Genomic DNA, 19,407 nt, shown 5'->3' with positions numbered 1-19,407 from the left:
CCCTGTCCCATGACTGCTGATCTGTTGCCCGTCCGTCGGGCCCTCCTCTCCGTTTCCGACAAGACCGGCCTGGTCGAGCTGGCCACCGCTCTGGCCGCCCGCGGCGTCGAGCTGCTGTCCACCGGCGGCACCGCCAAGGCGATCCGTGATGCGGGCCTGGCCGTGAAGGACGTCGCCGAGGTCACCGGTTTCCCGGAAATGATGGACGGGCGGGTCAAGACCCTGCACCCGATGGTGCACGGCGGCCTGCTGGGCCGCTCGGGCCTGGATGACGCCGTGATGGCCGAACACGGCATCGGCGCCATCGACCTGCTGGTACTGAACCTGTACCCGTTCGAATCGGTCACCGCCAAGGCCGACTGCACCCTGGCCGACGCGGTGGAGAACATCGACATCGGCGGCCCGGCCATGCTGCGCTCGGCGGCCAAGAACTTCGCCCGCGTGGCCGTGGCCACCGACCCGTCGCAGTACGCCGAGCTGCTGGGCGCCCTGGACACCCATGATGGCCAGCTGCCGGCGGCCACCCGCTTCGCCTTCTCGGTCGCCGCGTTCAACCGCGTCGCCCAGTACGATGCGGCGATCAGCAACTACCTGTCGGCGGTCACCGCCACCGACGCCGCCGTGCCGGTGCGTGCCGAGTACCCGGCGCAGATGAACTCCACCTTCGTCAAGGTGATGGACCTGCGCTACGGCGAGAACCCCCACCAGAGCGGCGCGTTCTACCGCGACCTGTACCCGGTGCCGGGCACCCTGGCCACCTTCCAGCAGCTGCAGGGCAAGGAACTGAGCTACAACAACCTGGCCGACGCCGATGCCGCCTGGGAATGCGTGCGCCAGTTCGATGCGCCGGCCTGTGTCATCGTCAAGCACGCCAACCCGTGCGGTGTGGCGGTGGGTGCCGGCAACGGCGATGCCTACGAGCTGGCCTACGCCACCGACCCGACCAGTGCCTTCGGCGGCATCATCGCCTTCAACAAGCCGCTGGACGCCGCCACCGCACAGGTCATCCTGGACCGTCAGTTCGTGGAAGTGCTGATCGCACCGGACTACGAGCCGGCGGCGCTGGAATACGCGCAGAAGAAGGCCAACGTGCGCGTGCTGCGCATTCCGCATGGCGACGGCCTGAACAACTTCGACAGTAAGCGTGTCGGCTCGGGCCTGCTGCTGCAGTCCTCGGACAACCGCGGCATGACCCGTGACGAACTGAAAGTGGTCAGCAGGCTGGCACCGACCGACAAGCAGTTCACCGACCTGCTGTTCGCCTGGAAGGTGGCCAAGTTCGTGAAGTCCAACGCGATCGTCTATGCCAAGGACAACCGCACCATCGGCGTGGGTGCCGGCCAGATGAGCCGCGTGTATTCGGCGCGCATCGCCGGCATCAAGGCGGCCGACGCGAACCTGGTGGTTGAAGGCTCGGTGATGGCTTCCGATGCGTTCTTCCCGTTCCGCGACGGCATCGATGCCGCCGCCGCCGCCGGCATCAAGGCGGTCATCCAGCCGGGCGGCTCGATGCGCGACGCCGAGGTGATCGCCGCCGCCGACGAGCATGGCCTGGCCATGGTGTTCACCGGCGTGCGCCACTTCCGCCACTGATCCGCATCACCAAGCCGGGCCCTGCCCGGCTTTTCTTTTCTGCTTACGAGAACCCTGTCCCATGAAGATCCTCGTCATCGGCTCCGGCGGCCGCGAACACGCCCTGGCATGGAAGCTGGCCCAGTCCTCCCGCGTCGATGAGGTACTCGTGGCACCCGGCAACGCCGGCACCGCCACCGAAGACAAGTGCCGCAACGTGGCGGTGAAGGTCACCGACATCGATGGTCTGCTGGCCCTGGCCCAGGCCGAAGGTGTTGAACTCACCGTGGTCGGCCCGGAAGTGCCGCTGGTGGCAGGCGTCGTTGATCGGTTCCGTGCCGCCGGCCTGCGCATCTTCGGGCCAACCGCCGCCGCTGCCCAGCTGGAAGGCAGCAAAGCCTACGCCAAGGACTTCCTGGCCCGGCACAACATCCCGACCGCGTTCTACGCCGTGCACACCGACGTGGAGGCGGCACTGGCCTACATCCGCGAGAAGGGTGCGCCGATCGTGGTGAAGGCCGATGGCCTGGCCGCCGGCAAGGGGGTGATCGTTGCAATGACCCTGGCCGAGGCCGAGGATGCGGTGCGCGACATGCTCTCCGGCAACGCATTCGGTGACGCCGGCGCACGCGTGGTGATCGAGGAATTCCTCGACGGCGAGGAAGCCAGCTTCATTTCGATGGTCGATGGCGTGCATGCGCTGCCGATGGCCACCTCGCAGGATCACAAGCGAGTCGGCGACGGTGATACCGGGCCGAACACCGGCGGCATGGGCGCGTACTCACCGGCCCCGGTGGTCACGCCGGAGGTGCACGCGCGGGTGATGCGCGAGGTGGTGAACCCGACCGTGCAGGGCATGATCGCCGACGGCATTCCGTTCACCGGCTTCCTTTACGCCGGCCTGATGATCGATGCCAGCGGCGCACCGAAGGTGATCGAGTTCAACGTGCGCTTCGGTGACCCGGAAACCCAGCCGGTGATGCTGCGCCTGCAGTCGGATCTGGTCGAGCTGGTGGAAGCCGCCATTGATGGCCGCCTGGACCAGGTGCAGGCACAGTGGGATGCGCGCCCATCGCTGGGTGTGGTGCTGGCCGCGAAACCTTACCCGGAATCGCCAGTCACCGGCGATGTGATTTCCGGCCTGGATGAGGTGCCGGCCAGCGCCAAGGTCTTCCATGCAGGTACTGCACTGGACGCGCAGGGCCGGGTGGTCAGTGCCGGCGGCCGCGTGCTGTGTGTGGCGGCGCTGGGTGACAGCGTGCGTGATGCGCAGGCCAATGCCTACGCCGGTGTGGCCAAGGTCAGCTGGGCCAACGAATTCCACCGCAACGACATCGGCTGGCGCGCGATCGCGCGTGAGGGGTAAGGCCTGATAGATCCACCACGCAGCCTCCTGCATGGAACCAGATCACGGATTCTGGGAGTCTTCACCGTCCTCGGCATGGAAGCCGGGACGGTGCGCTTCGGGAAGAGGCGACGCACGTCAAGCGAAGGAAATTACGCTGAGTGAATCCGCTATTTCGCCGAGTCAAGATAACGTTTCCAGTTCTCGAAGAGCCGCGCAACGTTCTGCTCATGTGAGTGAGCAGACGGATCATACCCATCAGAAGCTGGCATGTACCTGACAAAGCTCTCCAGAGACTCCGGGTAATCAAAATCAGCGTAGATCCTCTCAACCTCTCCGAGCGGATCAGCAATCTCATCGCGCTTGGCGTAGGCGTCCGCGAGAAATGCAACAAGCCATCTTCTGAGAATCTCATCCTCGTTTGAGTTCTTATCGAATGCCGCCAACTGCGCAGCTACGCTATTACGCTCATCGGGAAGAACCCCTTCAAGCCTTTCAATCAAGGCGTTCAGATTGAACTTCTCTTCCAGTTCCTTCTGCTCCGACGCGCACTGCTTCACAACCTCAAAGTCAATCAGATGGCGCCCCAGTGCCCATGCCACCTCGGTCTGATTCCAGGGTCCATAGGGTTGAATAGAGTCATACGTTCTCATGGACACTCACTTCTTGTTTGGTATTCCGTTCATGCTGCCACCTTCCACAAATCTTTGATGGGTCAAGTCGCCAGCCTTGTCGACTATGTATTCAAATCGACCGGCCTTTCCATTGAGTTCACCTGGCAGCTGCGTCAGAGTGCGGACCACGCCGTCACCCCCTGTCAACGGAGTATGAACACCCGCTTCTGCAGCCGTCTCTCGCATAAAGGTCGCCGAATTGTGCCCAGCGTCGGCTTTGAGTGCACTTCCCACAGGTCGGGAATTCAGAAGTGCCCGACCTTCAACACTCAGAGCTTTGGATGCCGCCACACCTGCTCCACCGGCACCTGTAACTCCTGCGATATCAGCAGCGATACTGGTAGCTGCTGATATGACACTTGGATTGGCCATCGCAACCATGCCAGCTTCGATCAGCACTGGGGCAGCCATTGCCGCTGTAACAGCGATTGCGGCCGGTCTCATCGGCTCGTATACGGCGCCATTTCCGGCAGCAATATCCCTCCGATGCTGCTCAACGAATCGCTCTGCGGCCTGCCTTCCATCCGCATCGACGAACCTGTAGGGATTCCCGTTCGCGTACCGATACCTATTGAACTGCTCAACTGGCTTTTGGTGAGCGGTGACTGGGTCCACTGACAAAAACACACCCAATTGTGGATCCATGTAGCGCTGTTGCATGTAGCTCAGCCCTGTGGCCGAGTCACTCACATGTCCGGCGTACCCAGGTCCATCCGTGACCTGACCGCCTACCACGGCCCCGTAGGGCTCGTAGTCATATCGTTTGATGACGTTGCCGTTGGCATCGCTTTCGGCCACAACCGAGCCGAGGGCATCAGTGTGAATGTATGTGATCGTTGTCTGGGCGATTGCGGATGGTGACAGGCCAAGGCCCATCAGCAGCAGGCAGCACAGCCAGGCGCCTATGACACCAAGCTTGCGAGTTCGATCTTCAAATGCCCCGAAGCGGGTCGACACACCGCCTGCAGTTCCCCCGAACCTGCGCATCATTCCAATCCATGAAAGAGCCTTGAAGCAAGGCTTGGCATTCATAGCACAGGAAGGCAGTGATCGGAGTCCAACTCCAGGACTGAGGCCAAAGGGACCATTCTGAATTGGACCAGGCCCTTGGCTATAAACCTCGCGAGGGCTTGAACGGCCACCGGAAGCGCATGACTGCCAGCCATGGGCTGGTACTACTGAAGCAGCCGATCAGCGGCCTGCATTACCAACTGCCATGCCGGCCGAACAAAAAAAGCCCCAACCAACGCCGGGGCTTTTCATCAGAACGGGTTCCGGAAATAGGAACCGAACCTAAGATCCATGCCTTACGCGGTGAACAGCGCCTTCATCTTCTTCAGGGCATTCGCCTCGACCTGGCGGATGCGTTCGGCAGACACGCCGTACTCGTCTGCCAGTTCCTGCAGCGTCACCTTGCTGTCCGCATCCAGCCAACGGCGGCGGATGATGTCGCGCGAACGCGCATCCAGTTCGGCCATGCCTTCGCGCAGCAGCTGCAGCTGGTTGTCCTCGCTGTCGGCACGCTCGTAGGCCATCGACGGATCTTCATCGTTGGCCACCAGGTATGCGGCCGGCGACGGCGGCGCATGATCATCATCCTCGTCGCTGGGCGCATCGAAACCGATATCGCGACCGGACAGGCGCGACTCCATTTCCATGACCTCGCGCTCGGACACGTTCAGATCCTTGGCCACCGCGCTGACTTCCGCGGCGTTCATCCAGCCCAGGCGCGTCTTCGACTTGCGCAGGTTGAAGAACAGCTTGCGCTGCGCCTTGGTGGTGGCGACCTTGACGATGCGCCAGTTCTTCAGGATGAACTCGTGCATCTCGGCACGGATCCAGTGCACGGCGAAGGAGACCAGGCGCACGCCCATGTCCGGGTCGAAGCGCTTGACCGCCTTCATCAGGCCGATGTTGCCTTCCTGGATCAGGTCGCCCAGGGCGAGGCCATAGCCGTTGTAGCCGCGGGCCACGTGCACCACGAAGCGCAGGTGCGAATGCACCAGCTCACGGGCAGCGTCCAGATCGTTGCCGTCGCGGAAGCGACGGGCCAGGTCCTGTTCGTCATCGACCGACAGCACCGGGATCTGGTGCACGGCACCGATGTAGGCGTCCAGCGAACCGAGCGCACTGGGAATCGGGAGATTGTTTGCCACAAGGGCAGTAGAGGTGTTCTGGCTCATAGGCACCCATCTTAGCAGTCCGGGATTTGGACTGCTAAAGGAGGAAAAAGTTCCAGCATCCTATTGATGCAACACTGGTCCCAAACAGAGCCCTACCGTAGCGCGATTTGATGACAGTGGCGAGCGCGCTTTTCGGGATTCACAATCCCTTGGAATTCAACCAATTACCTGCTGGAAACCGGCCGATTCCGGTCAAGCGGAGCTGAACGGGCCGTTCCGGAGGCCCATTCAGGCCAGGAAACGTTGCCCGGTGTTCAGGCCCGGCCGCCTGTGGAGGTCAAAGCGCCGCGCGCGGCGGCAGCGCCCAGTCGATCGGCGCCTGCCCGCGACGCTGCAGATAGTCGTTGGCCATCGAGAAATGCCGGCAGCCGAGGAAGCCACGATGGGCCGACAGCGGCGAGGGATGCGGGGCTTTCAGCACACGGTGGCGCCGGGTATCGATGACCTTGCCCTTCTGCTGCGCGTAGGCCCCCCAGAGCATGAACACCAGGCCTTCGCGTTCGCGGTTGAGCACATCCACCACGTGGTCGGTGAAGCCTTCCCAGCCGCGGCCCTGGTGGGCGCCGGCCCTGCCCTCCTCCACCGTCAGCACGGCATTGAGCAGCAGCACGCCGCGCTGCGCCCACGGCACCAGGCAGCCGTGATCGGGACGGGGGATGCCGAGGTCGCCCTCGATCTCCTTGTAGATGTTCAGCAGCGATGGCGGCACCGGAACGCCGGCGGGCACCGAGAAGCTCAGTCCGTGCGCCTGGCCGCGCCGGTGGTACGGGTCCTGGCCCAGGATCACCACTTTCACCTGTTCGAACGGCGTGGCGTCGAACGCCGCGAAGATCTGCGGCCCCGGCGGGAACACCGCCGCGCCGGCCGCCTTGCGCTGGCGCAGGAAGGTGGAGAGTTCGCGCATCTGCGGCTGCAACAGGTAATCGCCGACCTGCTGCTTCCAGCTCGGTTCCAGCTGGATCGTCGGGGTGTCCACTACGTCATCGGTCATCGCAACAGGGGTCCATCGTTCAAGCGGGCCAGGCGCAGCTGGAACAGCACCTTGGTCACCAGCAGGCGCTCCTCGATCGGCTTCAGCACCAGATCATTGGCACCGGCCTGCAGCAACCCGGTCTGGTTGTGTGGATTGCCGTCGCCGGTCATCACCAGCACCGGCAGTCGGCGTTTGCCGTAGCCGAAATCCACGCGCACGCGCTGCACCACGTCGCGTCCGCTCAATTCGCCCTTCAGGGTGACGTCGGTCAACACCAGGTCGATGCGGTGGCGGCTGCGGCCCAGCGATTCGGCCGTGAGCAGGGTGAAGGCCTCTTCGGCACTGACCACGTGCAGCACGTTGAGCTGCTGGCGTTCGAGCATGCGCTTGGTCGCCTCCGCCACCACCCGGCTGTCCTCGATGTAGAGGATGGTCGCCCCGGGAATGGTCTGCGGCTGCACATAGCCACGGATGAACGTCGCCAGCGCCTCATGGCCCAGCGCCTTGTCGAAATAGTCGGTGACGTACTCGGTGAAGCGCCGCTGCTCCAGATGCTGCTGCGCATCGCCGGAGACCACGATCACCGGCACGTACGCCTGGCCGGCAGCTTCGCGGACCGTCCGCGCCAGCGCCAGGCCGTCGCCGTCACGCAGGGTCAGCGAGGTGGTGACCAGGTCCACCGGCCCCTGCGCCAGCGCCTGCTGGGCATCCTCGATGCTGTCGCAGCCGATCACCTCCACGCCCGGCAGATCACGCTGCAGCACGTCGGCGATCAGCTTGCGCACCAGTTTGGAACCGTCGACCACCATCACCCGCGTAGCGGGCCCTTCAAGGTGCTTCAGCGCTTGCGGTTGCATGCCGGTCTCAGGTGTCGGTCGGGCGGGTCTGGCGGAGGAAGTGGCCGGTGACCAGCCACGCGCCCAGCCATCCCAGCAGCAGCGTGCCCAGCAGGACCAGGCTGCCATGCAGCAGGTCCAGGCCGTGCAGCACGAACGGGCTGCCGTAGCTGCGTGACAGGTCAGCCAGCGGCGCGCGCAGGGCGGCGCCGGCAACACCGATCAGGGCCAGCGCCACCGCGCCGGCGCCCAGCCCGTACCAGGCGCCCAGATACAGGAAGGGCCGGCGGATGAAGCCATCGCTGGCGCCGAGCAGCTGCAGCACGCCGATTTCCTCGCGCCGTGCCTGGATGTCGAGGCGCACGGTGTTGCCGACCACCAACGCAGCGCCGACGCCGAGCAGCACCGAAAGCACCTGTACCAGCCGCGCGCCGAACGCCAGCCACGCATCCAGACGCTGCCGCCACAGCGCATCGTGCTGCACCAGATCGGCCTCGGGCAGGCTTTCCAGCGCACGCGCCAGACGCGCATCGTCCTTGCCCTGCCCCGGGGTGATGACCAGCAGCGAAGGCAGCGGATTGTCATTCAGCGCGTCGATCGCCTCGCCAAGGCCGGCATCGCGCAGCTCCTGCAGCCCTTGCTCGGGCGTGCGCACGGTCACCTCGCCGACGTCATCGCGGTCGCGCAGCTGGCCGGCCAGGCGCAACGCACCCGGGCCATCCACCGTGCCCTTGAGGAAGACATTGATGTCGCGCGACTGCTGCACGCTGCCGGCGAAATGCTTGAGGTTGTCCAGCGCGATCGACAGGCCCAGTGGCAGCGCCAGCGCCAGCGCCATGACCATCACCGTCAGCAGGGTCGCCCACGGCTTGCGGCAGGCGCGGCCCAGGCTGAACACCACGCTGTGCACGTGGTGCTGGAACCACACGCCGAGACGCGAGGGTGCGGCGGCTTCGCTGTTTTCGTTCTTCGCCATGCGTTACTCCGCCAGATCCTGCGGCGAGATGTCGTCCACCAGCCGGCCGTGGTCGAGAATCAGCACACGCTTGCGCATGCGACGCAGCAGGGGAAGGTCGTGGCTGACCACCAGCACACTGGTGCCGCGCGCGGGCAGCTCGGCAAACAGGGCCATGATCTCCGCCGCCAGGGTCGGGTCCAGGTTGCCGGTCGGCTCGTCGGCAACCAGCAGCTTGGGTTCACCCACGATGGCGCGGGCGATGCCCACGCGCTGCTGTTCGCCGGCCGACAGCTGCGACGGCAGCGCCTTCTCGCGATGGCCCAGGCCCATCCGTTCCAGCACGGAACGCACGCGCTTGCCGATGTCACCACGGCGCGTACCGCGCAGGATCAGCGGCAGTGCCACGTTCTCGGCGATGGTCCGGTCCATCAGCAGGCGATGGTCCTGGTACACCGCACCGACCGCGCGCCGATGGCGCGGCACGTCGCCGCCGCGCACCTTCAGCAGGTTGCGCTCGTCGAAGACCACCGCGCCGCGGCTGGGCCGCTCGTCGAGGTGGATCAACTTGAGCAGGGTGCTCTTGCCCGCCCCGGAATGGCCGGTGACGAACAGCATCTCGCCCGGCGCGACCTCGAAGCTGACGTCGATCAGTGCTTCGTGGCCACCGGCGTACTGTTTGCTGACATTGTCGAAGCGCAGGACACTCATGCCCCGATTATGCAGGACCGGCGCGAAGTATCGATAGCGCCGGGACGCGCCCGGGTGGAATCGTCGATCTGCCGCTGCGCGCGCCGGGCATGGCCCGGCGCTACCGCTGACCGGGTGCGCCGATCAGCCGCCCGACAGCATCCGGCGGATCTTGCGGCCGATGCGGGTCAGGAACGAGTCGGCGGCGTCGGTGCTGCGCACCGGCTTGGCCACCACGTGAACCGGCGTCACCGGCGAGGCACCGTTGCCGGCGCTGCCGTTGGCGACCATCGCCTCGCCACCCTCGACCGGACGGCCATGGCGACGACGACGGCGCTTGCGCGGCTTGCGCTCGCCGTCCGCCGCGAGCTCCGGAGCACCTTCGGCACGCGGCGGACGCGGCGGACGCGGGGCCTGGGCCGGGGTGCCGGACGCGGCACCTTCCACCGGCGCGGTCGCGCCCTGCTCGCCTTCCACCCGCGGCTTGCGCGGACCACGCGAGCGGCGTTCGCCGCTGCGCTCGCCCTCGCGGCGCTCGCCACGGCCGGCACCGGAGCGACCACCGCTGCGGCCACCGCCACGACGCTCTTCCTCGGCGGCGCGGGCTTCGCGCGCCTCGCGGAAGATCTGGCCGACGCTCTCGTTCTCGTCACCGTCCTCGCCAGCGACCGTGGCCGGGCGTTCCGGACGCGGCAGTGCGGTCATCAGTTCCTTGGTGACCGGCTCGGACGGAATCTTCTGTTCGATGTAGGCCTCGATGTCCGGCAGGCTCATCGCATAACGCTCGCAGGCAAAGCTGATCGCGTCACCCTCTTCGCCCAGGCGTGCGGTACGGCCGATGCGGTGCACATAGTCTTCGGCGTCGAACGGCAGGTCGTAGTTGTAGACGTACTTGATGCCGTCGATATGCAGGCCGCGGGCAGCCACGTCGGTGGCGACCAGGATTTCCAGCTGGCCCTTCTGGAAGCGGTTGAGCAGGCTCTCGCGCTTCTTCTGCGGCACGTCGCCGGACAGGACGCCGACCCGGTACCCGGCCTTTTCCAGCGAACGCGCCACGCGCTCGACGAAGACCTTGGTGTTGACGAAGACCATGGTGCGGGCGCCTTCGCTGCGCGAGAGCAGGCCCAGCAGCAACGGGATCTTCTCGTCGTCGGCCGGGAAGTAGATCTTCTGGCGCACGCGCGCGGCGGTCACTGTTTCAGCTTCGACCACCAGCTTCTGCGGCTCGTTCATGTGCTCGTAGGCCAGCTCCAGCACGCGATGGCTGAGGGTGGCGCTGAACAGCAGGGTCTGCCGGGTGGTGCGCTCGGGCATGCGGCGCAGCAGGAAGCGGATGTCCTTGATGAAGCCCAGGTCGAACATGCGGTCGGCTTCGTCCAGCACGCAGATCTCGCAGGCGTGCAGCGAAACCACCTTGTGCTGCTTGACGTAATCGATCAGGCGGCCGGGGGTGGCGATGATCACATCCACGCCCTGCTGCAGGATCTCGCGCTGCTTGTCGTAATCCACGCCACCGTAGACGAGGGCGAAACGCAGGCCCAGGTCGGAACCGAACTTCACGGCGTCCTTGTGGATCTGGATCGCCAGCTCGCGGGTGGGCGCCAGGATCAGCGCGCGCGGGTCTTCCGCCTTGCGGTCGGCCAGCGCCGGGCGGCTCAGCAGGCGGTTGACCACGGCAACCAGGAACGCCAGCGTCTTGCCGGTGCCGGTCTGGGCCTGGCCGGCGACATCACCACCGGCCAGCGCGACCGGCAGTGTCAGCGCCTGGATCGGGGTGCAGCGGGTGAATCCGGCTCCTTCAAGGCCGGCCTGCAGGGCCGGATGCAGCTCAAAGGAGGAAAAGGTCAAATCGGTCAGCGGTTTGTCGCTCATGAGTCCGTCTTGGTATGGCCACCGGCCAGCGGGCGGGCGGCACTGCATCGTCTGGGGGCACCGTCGCAAACTGCGGCCCCTGCGGCGGGTCGGCGGACCGGGGACCACCGGGTCCGCGCGCCGCTCAATGCCCCAGTTTAACGCACTCCGGCGGCCAAACCGGAATGAACCGTCTCACACAACCGCGAGACAGGCCCGTGCGGGACGCCTCTTCACCCAGCCACACCGCGCTTGAACAGCCCTGCCGGGGGCGCTGGAGTCCGCGGCTGCCGGCCCCCACTTCAGGAAGACAGTGAAATCCGACACATACCGCGCTTCGAAGCGATCACGATACGCTGGGTTCCAGCCGGCCACTGTCCATGCCCCGCGATAGGGGTACACTGCCGGCCGTGAGCGTCCAGGCATCCCGCCGAACGCACCGCGGCAGGACGCCGCGAGGCAACGACGAGGGTCGCGCCACCGGGCAAGGCCCAGTTCACCCACCTCCGGCCTGGCCGGGTGCAATCCAAGACGAGAAACCAAGATGAGCGACAAGGTTGTACACGTCGGCGATGCCGACTTTGATAGCGCCGTGCTGAATTCCAAGGAACCGGTGCTGGTCGATTTCTGGGCCGAGTGGTGTGGCCCGTGCAAGATGATCGCCCCCGCGCTGGACGAGCTGGCCGATGCCTACCAGGGCCGCGCCAAGATCGCCAAGGTCAACGTCGACAACAATCGTGCGCTGGCCGCCAAGTACCACGTGCGTTCGATCCCGTACCTGGTCGTGTTCAAGGATGGCGAGAAGGTCGGCGAGCAGATCGGCGCGGTGGGCAAGGCCCAGCTGGCCGGCCTGCTGGACAAGGCCCTGGCCTGACCCTGTAACGACTCCGGCAGCCGCCCGGTGCGGCTGCCGGCAGGCGCGGACCGCGCCTGCATGAATGCTGTTCCCGGCGACCCTTGCACGGCGCCGCGGGCCGATGATAGTGTCGGCACATCCGGCCGCGTTCGCGTGCCGCACCTTCTGGACGCAGTTTCTTCCAGACCCATCCCCAACGTTCGCCGCCCCAGCCGGGCGCTCGCACCTTCAAGCGAGGAATAACGCTCTTGTCCGATAACACTCCCGAAACCGGCAGCGCAGAAGCGCCCGCCGAAAAGCGCGTGCGCAAGGCCCGCGTGACCAAGGCTGCCGCACCGGCCGCCGCCGAAACCAGCGCGCCCCCCGCGCAGCCGACCCTGCCGCTGGCCGCCGCGCCCGAAGCACCGGCGCCGGCCGCAGCCGCTCCCGCGCCGAGCGCGCCCGCCGCCGAGGCCCCTGCCAGCAGTGGCGGCGGTGAAGGCGGTGAGGGTCGCGAATCCGGCCAGCCGCGGCAGCAGAACCCTCAGGGTGGCGGCCAGCATCCGCACAACCAGAATGGCCAGCAGGGCCAGCAGGGCCAGGGCCAGGGCAACCGCCGTGACCGTTTCCGCAACCGCCGCGACCGCGACCGCAACAACCGCTTCCGCGATGACGGCATGCCCAACGAGGGCGGCGAGCAGCAGGCCTTCGTGCCGCGCGTGCAGCCGACGGTGCCGGAAGGCTTCCCGGTCTATTCGCTGAGCGATCTCAAGCGCATGCCGGCACAGAAGCTGCTGGAAATCGCCGAACAGCTGCAGATCTCCGAAGGCGTGGCGCGTGCCCGCAAGCAGGATGTGATCTTCGCCCTGCTGAAGGTGCTGACCCGCCACGGCGACGGCGTTGCCGCCGATGGCGTGCTGGAGATCCTGCCGGACGGCTTCGGCTTCCTGCGCGCGGCCGAAGCCAGCTACCTGGCCGGCCCGGACGACACCTACATTTCGCCCAGCCAGATCCGCCGTTTCAACCTGCGTACCGGCGACCACCTGTCCGGCCGCATCCGCTTCCCGAAGGACGGCGAGCGCTACTTCGCGCTGTCGATCGTGGACACCATCAACGGTGAGCCGCTGGAAGCGTCGAAGAACAAGGTGCTGTTCGAGAACCTGACCCCGCTGTTCCCGCGTCGCCGCTTCACCCTGGAGCGCGGCAACGGTTCGTCGGAAGACATCACCGGCCGCATCCTCGACCTGATGGCCCCGCAGGGCAAGGGTCAGCGCTCGCTGATCGTCTCCCAGCCGAAGGCGGGCAAGACGATGATGATGCAGCAGGTCGCCACCGCGATCACCACCAATCATCCGGACGTGCACCTGATCGTGCTGCTGATCGACGAGCGCCCGGAAGAAGTGACCGAAATGCAGCGCACCGTGCGCGGCGAGGTCATCAGCTCGACCTTCGACGAGCCGGCCGCACGCCACGTGCAGGTCGCCGAAATGGTGATCGAGCGCGCCAAGCGCCTGGTCGAGCACAAGAAGGACGTGGTGATCCTGCTGGACTCGATCACCCGCCTGGCGCGCGCCTACAACAACGTCGTGCCGAGCTCGGGCAAGGTGCTGACCGGTGGTGTGGACGCCAACGCCCTGCACCGCCCGAAGCGCTTCTTCGGTGCCGCGCGCAACGTTGAAGAAGGCGGCAGCCTGACCATCATCGCCACCGCGCTGGTCGACACCGGCTCGAAGATGGACGAGGTGATCTACGAAGAGTTCAAGGGCACCGGCAACAGCGAAGTGCACCTGAGCCGCCGCATCGCCGAGAAGCGCGTGTTCCCGGCCATCGACATCAACCGCTCCGGCACCCGCCGCGAAGACCTGCTGATCGAGCCGGAACTGCTGCAGAAGATCTGGATCCTGCGCAAGCTGCTGCATCCGATGGATGAAATGGCCGCGATGGAATTCCTGCTGGACAAGATGAAGAACACCAAGTCCAACGACGAGTTCTTCGGTTCGATGAAGCGATAAGAAGAAAGCCCCGCACTGCGGGGCTTTTTTTTGCTCGGGAACGGCGCATTCGCCGGGCATGGCCCGGCGCTGCCTTCGGTTACGGGCAGGCCACCGCGCCCTCGGCGGTGGCCGTGTTGGCCGTCAACCTGACCTGGGTGAATGCCGCGGCGAACGGCGCGTCGGCGCTGACCACGAACGGGGCTTCCACCGCGCCCAGGTCCACGCCGCGCTTTGCAAAGCAGGCCAATGGCACGGTCACCGTCTGCTTCTGCCCGGGCGCCAGCGCGACCAGCTGCGGGGCGATGTCCACCCCACCCTCACAGCCGCTGCCACACTGCATGGTCACCTTCACCGGCGATGCCGGGCGCTTCACCAGCTGCACATCGAACTGCAGCGCGCCGTTGCTGCGCGCCAGTGCGCCGAGATTGCGGCGCGAGGTGCTGCGTGCGATCAGCTGCGCCGGGGCCCGCCAGGTCACCTCCTTGGCGTCCTGCTGGGTGTTCACCTGCACGGTGCGCACCTGCACCACCGGCTTGGCGGTGGGCCAGCGCAGCGTAGCGTTCAGATCATTGCCAAGCGGTTGGGTCGCTCCCGCGGCGGCAACGTGCAGGGCGAATGGCGGCGTGTCGGCGCGGTTGAAGATCGGCAGCACGGTGACTTCGCCGCAGCTGTCCGGGTCAGCTTCCTCGAGCCTGGCGACCTTGCCGCCCTTGGCGTAGCTGAGGCCATAGCCAAGCGCGAACAGCGCCGGCTTCTTCGCGTCGGGCTGGTCGATCGGTGCCGGGCACGGAACGCCCGGCCACGGGAAGCTGAGGCGTCCACGGAAGTCGTGTGCCGGCTTGCCGCCCTTGCCCGCCACCAGCACATCAGTCACGCCCTTGCCTTCGGTGCCCGGCAGCCAGGCGGCGACGAAGGCGCTGGACAGATTGAGCAGGTCGTTGACATACATCGGGCGACCGGACAGGTAGACGGTCACCACCGGCTTGCCGGTTGCAGCTGCGGCCTTCAGCGCGGCCAGGTCCTGCGGGTAGGCCCGGCTGTGGCTGACGGTATCCGAAGCGAGAATATCGCCGTTGGTTTCCGCATAGGGCGTCTCACCGATCACCGCCAGCACCACATCGAAAGCCTTCGGATCGACGCCTTGGCCATCGGCGCTGAAGCTGACCTTGTCCGCACCCAGTTCGGCGCGCAGCGCGCCCAGCACGGAATCGGCGTTGGGAAAATCGGAATTCCTGTTCTCGGTGCCCTGCCAGGTCAGCGACCAGCCACCGGACTGGTCGCCGATGCTGTCGGCGCTCTTGCCGACCACCAGCACCCGTGCATCGCGGCGCAGCGGCAGCACCTTGCCTTCATTCTTCAGCAGCACCAGCGATTCGCGCACGGCACGCCGGGCCAGGTCACGGTGCTGCACGGCACTGGCATCGCCGGCGTAGCGGCTGTCGGACGGCTTGTGGTCGAACAGGCCCGCGCGCAGCTTCACCCGCAGGATGCGGGCGACCGCATCGTCGATGCGCGTCAGCGGAATCTCACCGCTCTTGACCTGCGCGGTGGTGTTGGCGATGAACGCTTTCCAGTCGTCGGGCACCATCACCATGTCGATGCCGGCATTGATGGCCTGCGCACAGCTGTCGTTGCGGCAGCCCGGCACCTGCGCGATGCCGTTCCAGTCGGAGACGACGAAGCCATCAAAACCCATCTTGTCCTTCAACGCATCGGTCAGCAGCGCCTTGCTGCCGTGCATCTTGCCGTAGTCCACGCCTGCGGCGCGGTCGTTCCAGCTGTTGAACGAGGCCATCACCGTCTGCGCCCCCTCGGCGAGCGCACCATAGTAGCCCTGCGCGTGGACGTTGATCATGGTGTTCTTGTCGACCAGCGCCTCACCCTGGTCGCGGCCGTTGTCGGTGGCACCATCGCCCAGGTAGTGCTTGGCGGTGGTGACCACGTTGCCGTCGTCCTTGAAGGTGCCCTGTGCTCCCTTCACGTAGGCGTGGGCGTAGCTGCGGATCACCGCCGGGTCGGACGTATAGCTCTCATAGGTGCGGCCCCAGCGAGGGTCATGGGCCACGGCCAGGGTGGGTGCGAACACCCAGCCGATGCCGGTGGCGCGCACCGAGCGCGCGGTCGCCTCGCCGATGCGTTCGATCAGTTCGGCATCGCCGGCCGCGCCCAGGCCGATGTTGTGCGGGAACAGGGTCGCACCCAGCACGTTGTTGTGGCCGTGCACCGCATCGGTGCCCCAGATGACCGGCACCGGCGTCTTCGCATCGGTTGCCAGCGATGCAGCGTGGTAGGCATCGGCCAGCTGCAGCCAGTCCTGCACGCTGGCGTGCTTGTCCATGCCCGGCCAGGAGCCACCGCCATTGAGGACCGAGCCGATGTAGTAGCGGCGCACCTCGTCCGGCGTGATGGTCTTGATCTCGGCCTGGGTCATCTGCCCGATCTTCTGCGCCAGCGTCATCTGCGCAAGGATCTCCTGCACGCGCCTTTCGATATCCGCATCTGCAGCGATCACGCTGTGGACGCGCGGCCAGTCCTGCAGGCGTTCGCCCGTGGACGGCGCGGCACCCGCCGATGCGGCCAGGGCGGCCAGCAGACAGCCGGAAAGAAGGGTCTGGGTGGGGCGCTTCACTGGGTACTACCTCCGTGGATGACGTTCCTGGCGTGCGGGACTGCAGCGGCACGTCGGTATGGGCGATCGGACGCCTGTCCTGACAGCGCTGTCATATAAGCCTGCCTGCATCGTGTCAATGAGCGATCGCACATCCTGTGGCGGCAATCGCGTAACGGCGGGCTTTGCGGCCGACGCAGCACACGGCCCGCGGCGGTGGGTGTTGCGACGCGACAAGAATTCAGGACGTGCCAGTCCCCCTCGCGTCGTGGCACCATCCGCCTGCTCCGGCAACACCGACATCGCAGGTACGCACTACCATCGGCGCGTCGCCGCCGCCTTCCAGGAGGATCCACCGCATCATGCGCAGTCGAATCGAGGATGTCGCCGCCGTTGCCGGGGTATCGATCAAGACGGTGTCCCGCGTGCTCAACCGCGAGCCGAACGTGCGCGAGCAGACCCGCGAACGGGTGCTGGCGGCCGTGGCGCGCCTGGGCTACAAGCCCAATCTCTCCGCGCGCAGCCTGGCCGGACAGCGCTCGTACGCGCTGGCACTGGTCTACAACAATCCTTCGCGCAACTACCTGATGGAAATCCAGAACGGCATGCTCGAGGCCTGCCACGCACAGCACTACAACCTGATCCTCGGCCCGGTGGGCACTGGCCGGCGTACCCTGCCCGACATGACCGCGCTGTTCGAGAACTCGCGTCCGGATGGCGTGGTGCTGATCCCGCCGCTGACCGACGACGAAGTAGTGCTGTCGTACCTGGAAGAGCATGACATTCCCTTCGCCTGCATCGCCCCGCGACACCCGGAGGGACGCATCGGCGTGCGCATGGATGAAACCACTGCGGTGGTCGAGCTGATCGGTCACCTGGTCGCGCAGGGCCACCGCCGCATTGCCCACATCAAGGGGCCGCGCGCGCATGGTGCCTGCCAGTGGCGCTACGCCGGTTACCGCCAGGCCCTGCGGCAGGCAGGTATCGCCTACGATCCGGCGCTGGTGGTCAACGGCCAGTTCTCGTTCGAGTCCGGCGTGGACGCAGCCAACCTGCTGCTCGACATGGATGAGCCTCCCACGGCAATCTTCGCCGCCAACGACGACATGGCCGCGGCCGTGTATCGCGTCGCGGGCGAACGCGGCCTTCGCGTGCCGCGCGACCTTTCGGTGTGCGGGTTCGACGACACCCCGATCGCAGGGCACATCTACCCTGCACTCACCACCGTGCGCCAACCGATCTCGCACATGGGGCGGCTGGCCACCGAACAGCTGATCGAGCACATCCGTGCCGAAGCCGCTGGCCGCATGATCACGGTCGAGCACGCGGTACTCGAACGCGAGTCGACCGCCGCACCACGGCGACGTTGAGCCAGCGGCGAACCTGCGGCTCACGCGGCAGGCAGCCGCGAACCCTTCCATGCATAGAAGGCAATGTAGAGATAACACAGCGCCGGCAGCAGGAACGACAGCTGCAGGCCATGATTGTCGGCAAGCCAGCCCATGGCCAGCGGGATGACCGCACCGCCGACGATCGCCATCACCAACAGGCTTGAAGCCTGTCCGGTGAGAGCTCCAAGGCGGGTGATCGCCAGCGCGAAGATGGTCGGAAACATGATGGAGTTGAACAGTCCGATGCTCACCACCGCCCACTTGGCCAGGCCACCCGTGGTGGAGACGGTGATGCCGAGCAGCAGCACCACCGCGAGCGCGAAAAGACCGAGCAGCCAGCGCGCATCCAACCGCGCCAGCAGCGCCGCGCCAAGCAGGCGCCCGACCAGCGCACCGCCCCAATAGAGCGAGACATAACCGGTGGCCTCCTGCTCGGTCATGCCCTGGCCGATGCCCGGCGAGGACAGGAAGTTGACCAGCACGCTGCCGATGGAAACTTCCGCGCCCACGTAGCAGAAGATGGCCAGCACACCCAGTCGCACATGGCGGTGGCGCAGGACGTCCCACGGCCGGCTTCGCGCGCCGGTGCGTTTCTCCACGCCGGGAATGGTGGGAAGACGGAACATCCAGATCGCTGCCGCCAGCAGGAACAGGACCACGGCCAGGCCGAAGTACGGCAGCTGCACCGATTGCGCTTCGGCTGCACGGTAGGCCAGTGCTTCGGCCTGCGGCAACAGCGCCAGCTGCTCCTCGCTGCGCGGCTGCGCCGACAGGATCAGCAGGCCACCGAACAACGGTGCCAGCGTGGTGCCCAGCGAGTTCATCGATTGCGCCAGGGTCAACCGGCTGGAGCTGGTGCGCTCCTCGCCCAGCAATGCCACGTAGGGGTTGGCTGCCACCTGCAGCACGGTGATGCCGGTGGCCAGCACGAACAACGCTGCCAGGAACAGCCCATAGACATGGGCGGCCGCAGCCGGCCAGAACAGCAGCGAGCCGACGCCTGCAATGGCCAGCCCGGCGACGATGCCGCGCTTGTATCCCACCGCAGCCACCAGCCGGCCAGCAGGCAGCGACATCAGGAAGTAGGCGCCGAAGAAGGTGAACTGGATGAGCATCGCCTGCACCCAGCTCAGCGCGAACGCCGCTTTCAGGTGCGGAATGAGGATGTCGTTGAGGCAGGTCAGGAAGCCCCACATGAAGAAGATGGCGGTGACCACCGCCAGTGCGCGGGTGGTCCCCTGCACGTGATGTCCTCGAATGGTCGTTGCTGTGTCCATTGCTTGTCCTTCCAGTCAGTGATCGAAGCCATCCTGCGGTCATGCGTGACATTTGCAGCCATTGTGATTGTCCAGCGCTGTCAGTCCGACGAATGCCCTGACCCGTGCGGGCTGAAAGCTGATCCGCGCAGTTTTGTTCTGCACCGCACAACACTTTCCTGCCCTCGTGTTGGCAGCGCTGTCATCCCTGCAAAACCGCTGCAGATGCCGTCGCACAAGGCGT

At 66.1% G+C, this 19,407-nt stretch carries 15 protein-coding genes; 5 read left to right on the top strand and 10 right to left on the bottom strand.

Annotated elements, in window-relative coordinates; all coding sequences use genetic code 11:
- Nucleotides 1–9: 9 nt before the first annotated feature.
- Together purH and purD are read left to right on the top strand one after the other, a co-directional pair.
- Entirely contained in the window at nt 10–1,593 is a 1,584-nt protein-coding gene (gene purH / locus ACVOJ1_RS11580; RefSeq protein WP_065174411.1) for a bifunctional phosphoribosylaminoimidazolecarboxamide formyltransferase/IMP cyclohydrolase, read from the top strand.
- A 61-nt stretch (nt 1,594–1,654) separates the two neighbouring features.
- Nucleotides 1,655–2,938: a phosphoribosylamine--glycine ligase gene (gene purD / locus ACVOJ1_RS11575; protein WP_193395994.1), complete on the top strand. Its 1,284-nt coding sequence runs from the start codon at nt 1,655–1,657 to the stop codon at nt 2,936–2,938.
- 149 nt (nt 2,939–3,087) lie between these two features.
- On the opposite strand, the gene ACVOJ1_RS11570 is transcribed toward purD, so the two are convergent.
- The 8 genes from ACVOJ1_RS11570 to rhlB all read right to left on the bottom strand — a co-directional run bounded on the left by ACVOJ1_RS11570 (nt 3,088) and on the right by rhlB (nt 11,100).
- Entirely contained in the window at nt 3,088–3,570 is a 483-nt protein-coding gene (locus ACVOJ1_RS11570; RefSeq protein WP_193395995.1) for a DUF2247 family protein, read from the bottom strand.
- 6 nt (nt 3,571–3,576) lie between these two features.
- Nucleotides 3,577–4,581 (bottom strand): RHS repeat domain-containing protein, encoded by a 1,005-nt coding sequence (locus tag ACVOJ1_RS11565; protein WP_346480454.1) that lies wholly within the window; start codon nt 4,579–4,581, stop codon nt 3,577–3,579.
- A 317-nt stretch (nt 4,582–4,898) separates the two neighbouring features.
- Complete coding sequence (gene rpoH / locus ACVOJ1_RS11560) at nt 4,899–5,774, bottom strand: RNA polymerase sigma factor RpoH (RefSeq protein WP_053515659.1); 876 nt, start codon at nt 5,772–5,774, stop codon at nt 4,899–4,901.
- 277 nt (nt 5,775–6,051) lie between these two features.
- The gene (ung, locus tag ACVOJ1_RS11555) at nt 6,052–6,765 is read right to left on the bottom strand and encodes a uracil-DNA glycosylase (protein WP_346480453.1); all 714 of its coding nucleotides are present in this window, start codon (nt 6,763–6,765) and stop codon (nt 6,052–6,054) included.
- The gene (locus tag ACVOJ1_RS11550; protein ID WP_053515655.1) at nt 6,762–7,604 is read right to left on the bottom strand and encodes a response regulator; all 843 of its coding nucleotides are present in this window, start codon (nt 7,602–7,604) and stop codon (nt 6,762–6,764) included. Before ACVOJ1_RS11550 ends, ung begins: the two co-directional genes overlap by 4 nt.
- 7 nt (nt 7,605–7,611) lie before the next feature.
- Nucleotides 7,612–8,559, bottom strand: coding sequence for a permease-like cell division protein FtsX (gene ftsX, locus ACVOJ1_RS11545; protein ID WP_053515654.1), 948 nt, complete (start codon nt 8,557–8,559; stop codon nt 7,612–7,614).
- A 3-nt stretch (nt 8,560–8,562) separates the two neighbouring features.
- Nucleotides 8,563–9,249 (bottom strand): cell division ATP-binding protein FtsE, encoded by a 687-nt coding sequence (gene ftsE / locus ACVOJ1_RS11540; protein ID WP_053515652.1) that lies wholly within the window; start codon nt 9,247–9,249, stop codon nt 8,563–8,565.
- A gap of 123 nt (nt 9,250–9,372) precedes the next feature.
- On the bottom strand, nt 9,373–11,100 hold the full coding sequence (gene rhlB / locus ACVOJ1_RS11535) for an ATP-dependent RNA helicase RhlB (protein ID WP_262101392.1): 1,728 nt from the start codon (nt 11,098–11,100) through the stop codon (nt 9,373–9,375).
- Nucleotides 11,101–11,623: 523 nt separating this feature from the next.
- Here rhlB and trxA point away from each other — a divergent pair.
- Both trxA and rho read left to right on the top strand, forming a co-directional pair.
- A complete protein-coding gene (gene trxA, locus ACVOJ1_RS11530; RefSeq protein WP_025878607.1) occupies nt 11,624–11,953 on the top strand; it encodes a thioredoxin in 330 nt (109 codons plus the stop codon).
- Between the two features lie 230 nt (nt 11,954–12,183).
- Entirely contained in the window at nt 12,184–13,926 is a 1,743-nt protein-coding gene (gene rho / locus ACVOJ1_RS11525; RefSeq protein ID WP_346480452.1) for a transcription termination factor Rho, read from the top strand.
- Nucleotides 13,927–14,005: 79 nt separating this feature from the next.
- Here the strand turns inward: rho and ACVOJ1_RS11520 are convergent, their stop codons facing one another.
- On the bottom strand, nt 14,006–16,537 hold the full coding sequence (locus ACVOJ1_RS11520) for a glycoside hydrolase family 3 protein (RefSeq protein ID WP_262101390.1): 2,532 nt from the start codon (nt 16,535–16,537) through the stop codon (nt 14,006–14,008).
- A 341-nt stretch (nt 16,538–16,878) separates the two neighbouring features.
- Here ACVOJ1_RS11520 and ACVOJ1_RS11515 point away from each other — a divergent pair, with 341 nt between their 5' ends.
- Entirely contained in the window at nt 16,879–17,886 is a 1,008-nt protein-coding gene (locus ACVOJ1_RS11515; protein ID WP_346480451.1) for a LacI family DNA-binding transcriptional regulator, read from the top strand.
- A gap of 20 nt (nt 17,887–17,906) precedes the next feature.
- Here the strand turns inward: ACVOJ1_RS11515 and ACVOJ1_RS11510 are convergent, their stop codons facing one another.
- Nucleotides 17,907–19,184, bottom strand: coding sequence for a sugar MFS transporter (locus tag ACVOJ1_RS11510; RefSeq protein WP_111186562.1), 1,278 nt, complete (start codon nt 19,182–19,184; stop codon nt 17,907–17,909).
- Between the last annotated feature and the right edge of the window lie 223 nt (nt 19,185–19,407).

This window comes from Stenotrophomonas sp. STEN225 (assembly GCF_056756445.1).
The sequence above is the reverse complement of the archived record's forward strand: the minus strand, read 5'-3'. Positions and strand labels throughout refer to the sequence as shown.

Bases quoted from the DNA above. Each gene is read 5' to 3' on its own strand.
- ftsX (WP_053515654.1), bottom strand. From the start codon at position 8,559: ATGGCGAAGAACGAAAACAGCGAAGCCGCCGCACCCTCGCGTCTCGGC.
- ACVOJ1_RS11515 (WP_346480451.1), top strand. From the start codon at position 16,879: ATGCGCAGTCGAATCGAGGATGTCGCCGCCGTTGCCGGGGTATCGATC.
- ACVOJ1_RS11565 (WP_346480454.1), bottom strand. From the start codon at position 4,581: ATGATGCGCAGGTTCGGGGGAACTGCAGGCGGTGTGTCGACCCGCTTC.
- ACVOJ1_RS11550 (WP_053515655.1), bottom strand. From the start codon at position 7,604: ATGCAACCGCAAGCGCTGAAGCACCTTGAAGGGCCCGCTACGCGGGTG.
- ftsE (WP_053515652.1), bottom strand. From the start codon at position 9,249: ATGAGTGTCCTGCGCTTCGACAATGTCAGCAAACAGTACGCCGGTGGC.
- purH (WP_065174411.1), top strand. From the start codon at position 10: ATGACTGCTGATCTGTTGCCCGTCCGTCGGGCCCTCCTCTCCGTTTCC.
- purD (WP_193395994.1), top strand. From the start codon at position 1,655: ATGAAGATCCTCGTCATCGGCTCCGGCGGCCGCGAACACGCCCTGGCA.
- ACVOJ1_RS11570 (WP_193395995.1), bottom strand. From the start codon at position 3,570: ATGAGAACGTATGACTCTATTCAACCCTATGGACCCTGGAATCAGACC.
- ACVOJ1_RS11510 (WP_111186562.1), bottom strand. From the start codon at position 19,184: ATGGACACAGCAACGACCATTCGAGGACATCACGTGCAGGGGACCACC.
- rpoH (WP_053515659.1), bottom strand. From the start codon at position 5,774: ATGAGCCAGAACACCTCTACTGCCCTTGTGGCAAACAATCTCCCGATT.
- trxA (WP_025878607.1), top strand. From the start codon at position 11,624: ATGAGCGACAAGGTTGTACACGTCGGCGATGCCGACTTTGATAGCGCC.
- ung (WP_346480453.1), bottom strand. From the start codon at position 6,765: ATGACCGATGACGTAGTGGACACCCCGACGATCCAGCTGGAACCGAGC.
- rhlB (WP_262101392.1), bottom strand. From the start codon at position 11,100: ATGAGCGACAAACCGCTGACCGATTTGACCTTTTCCTCCTTTGAGCTG.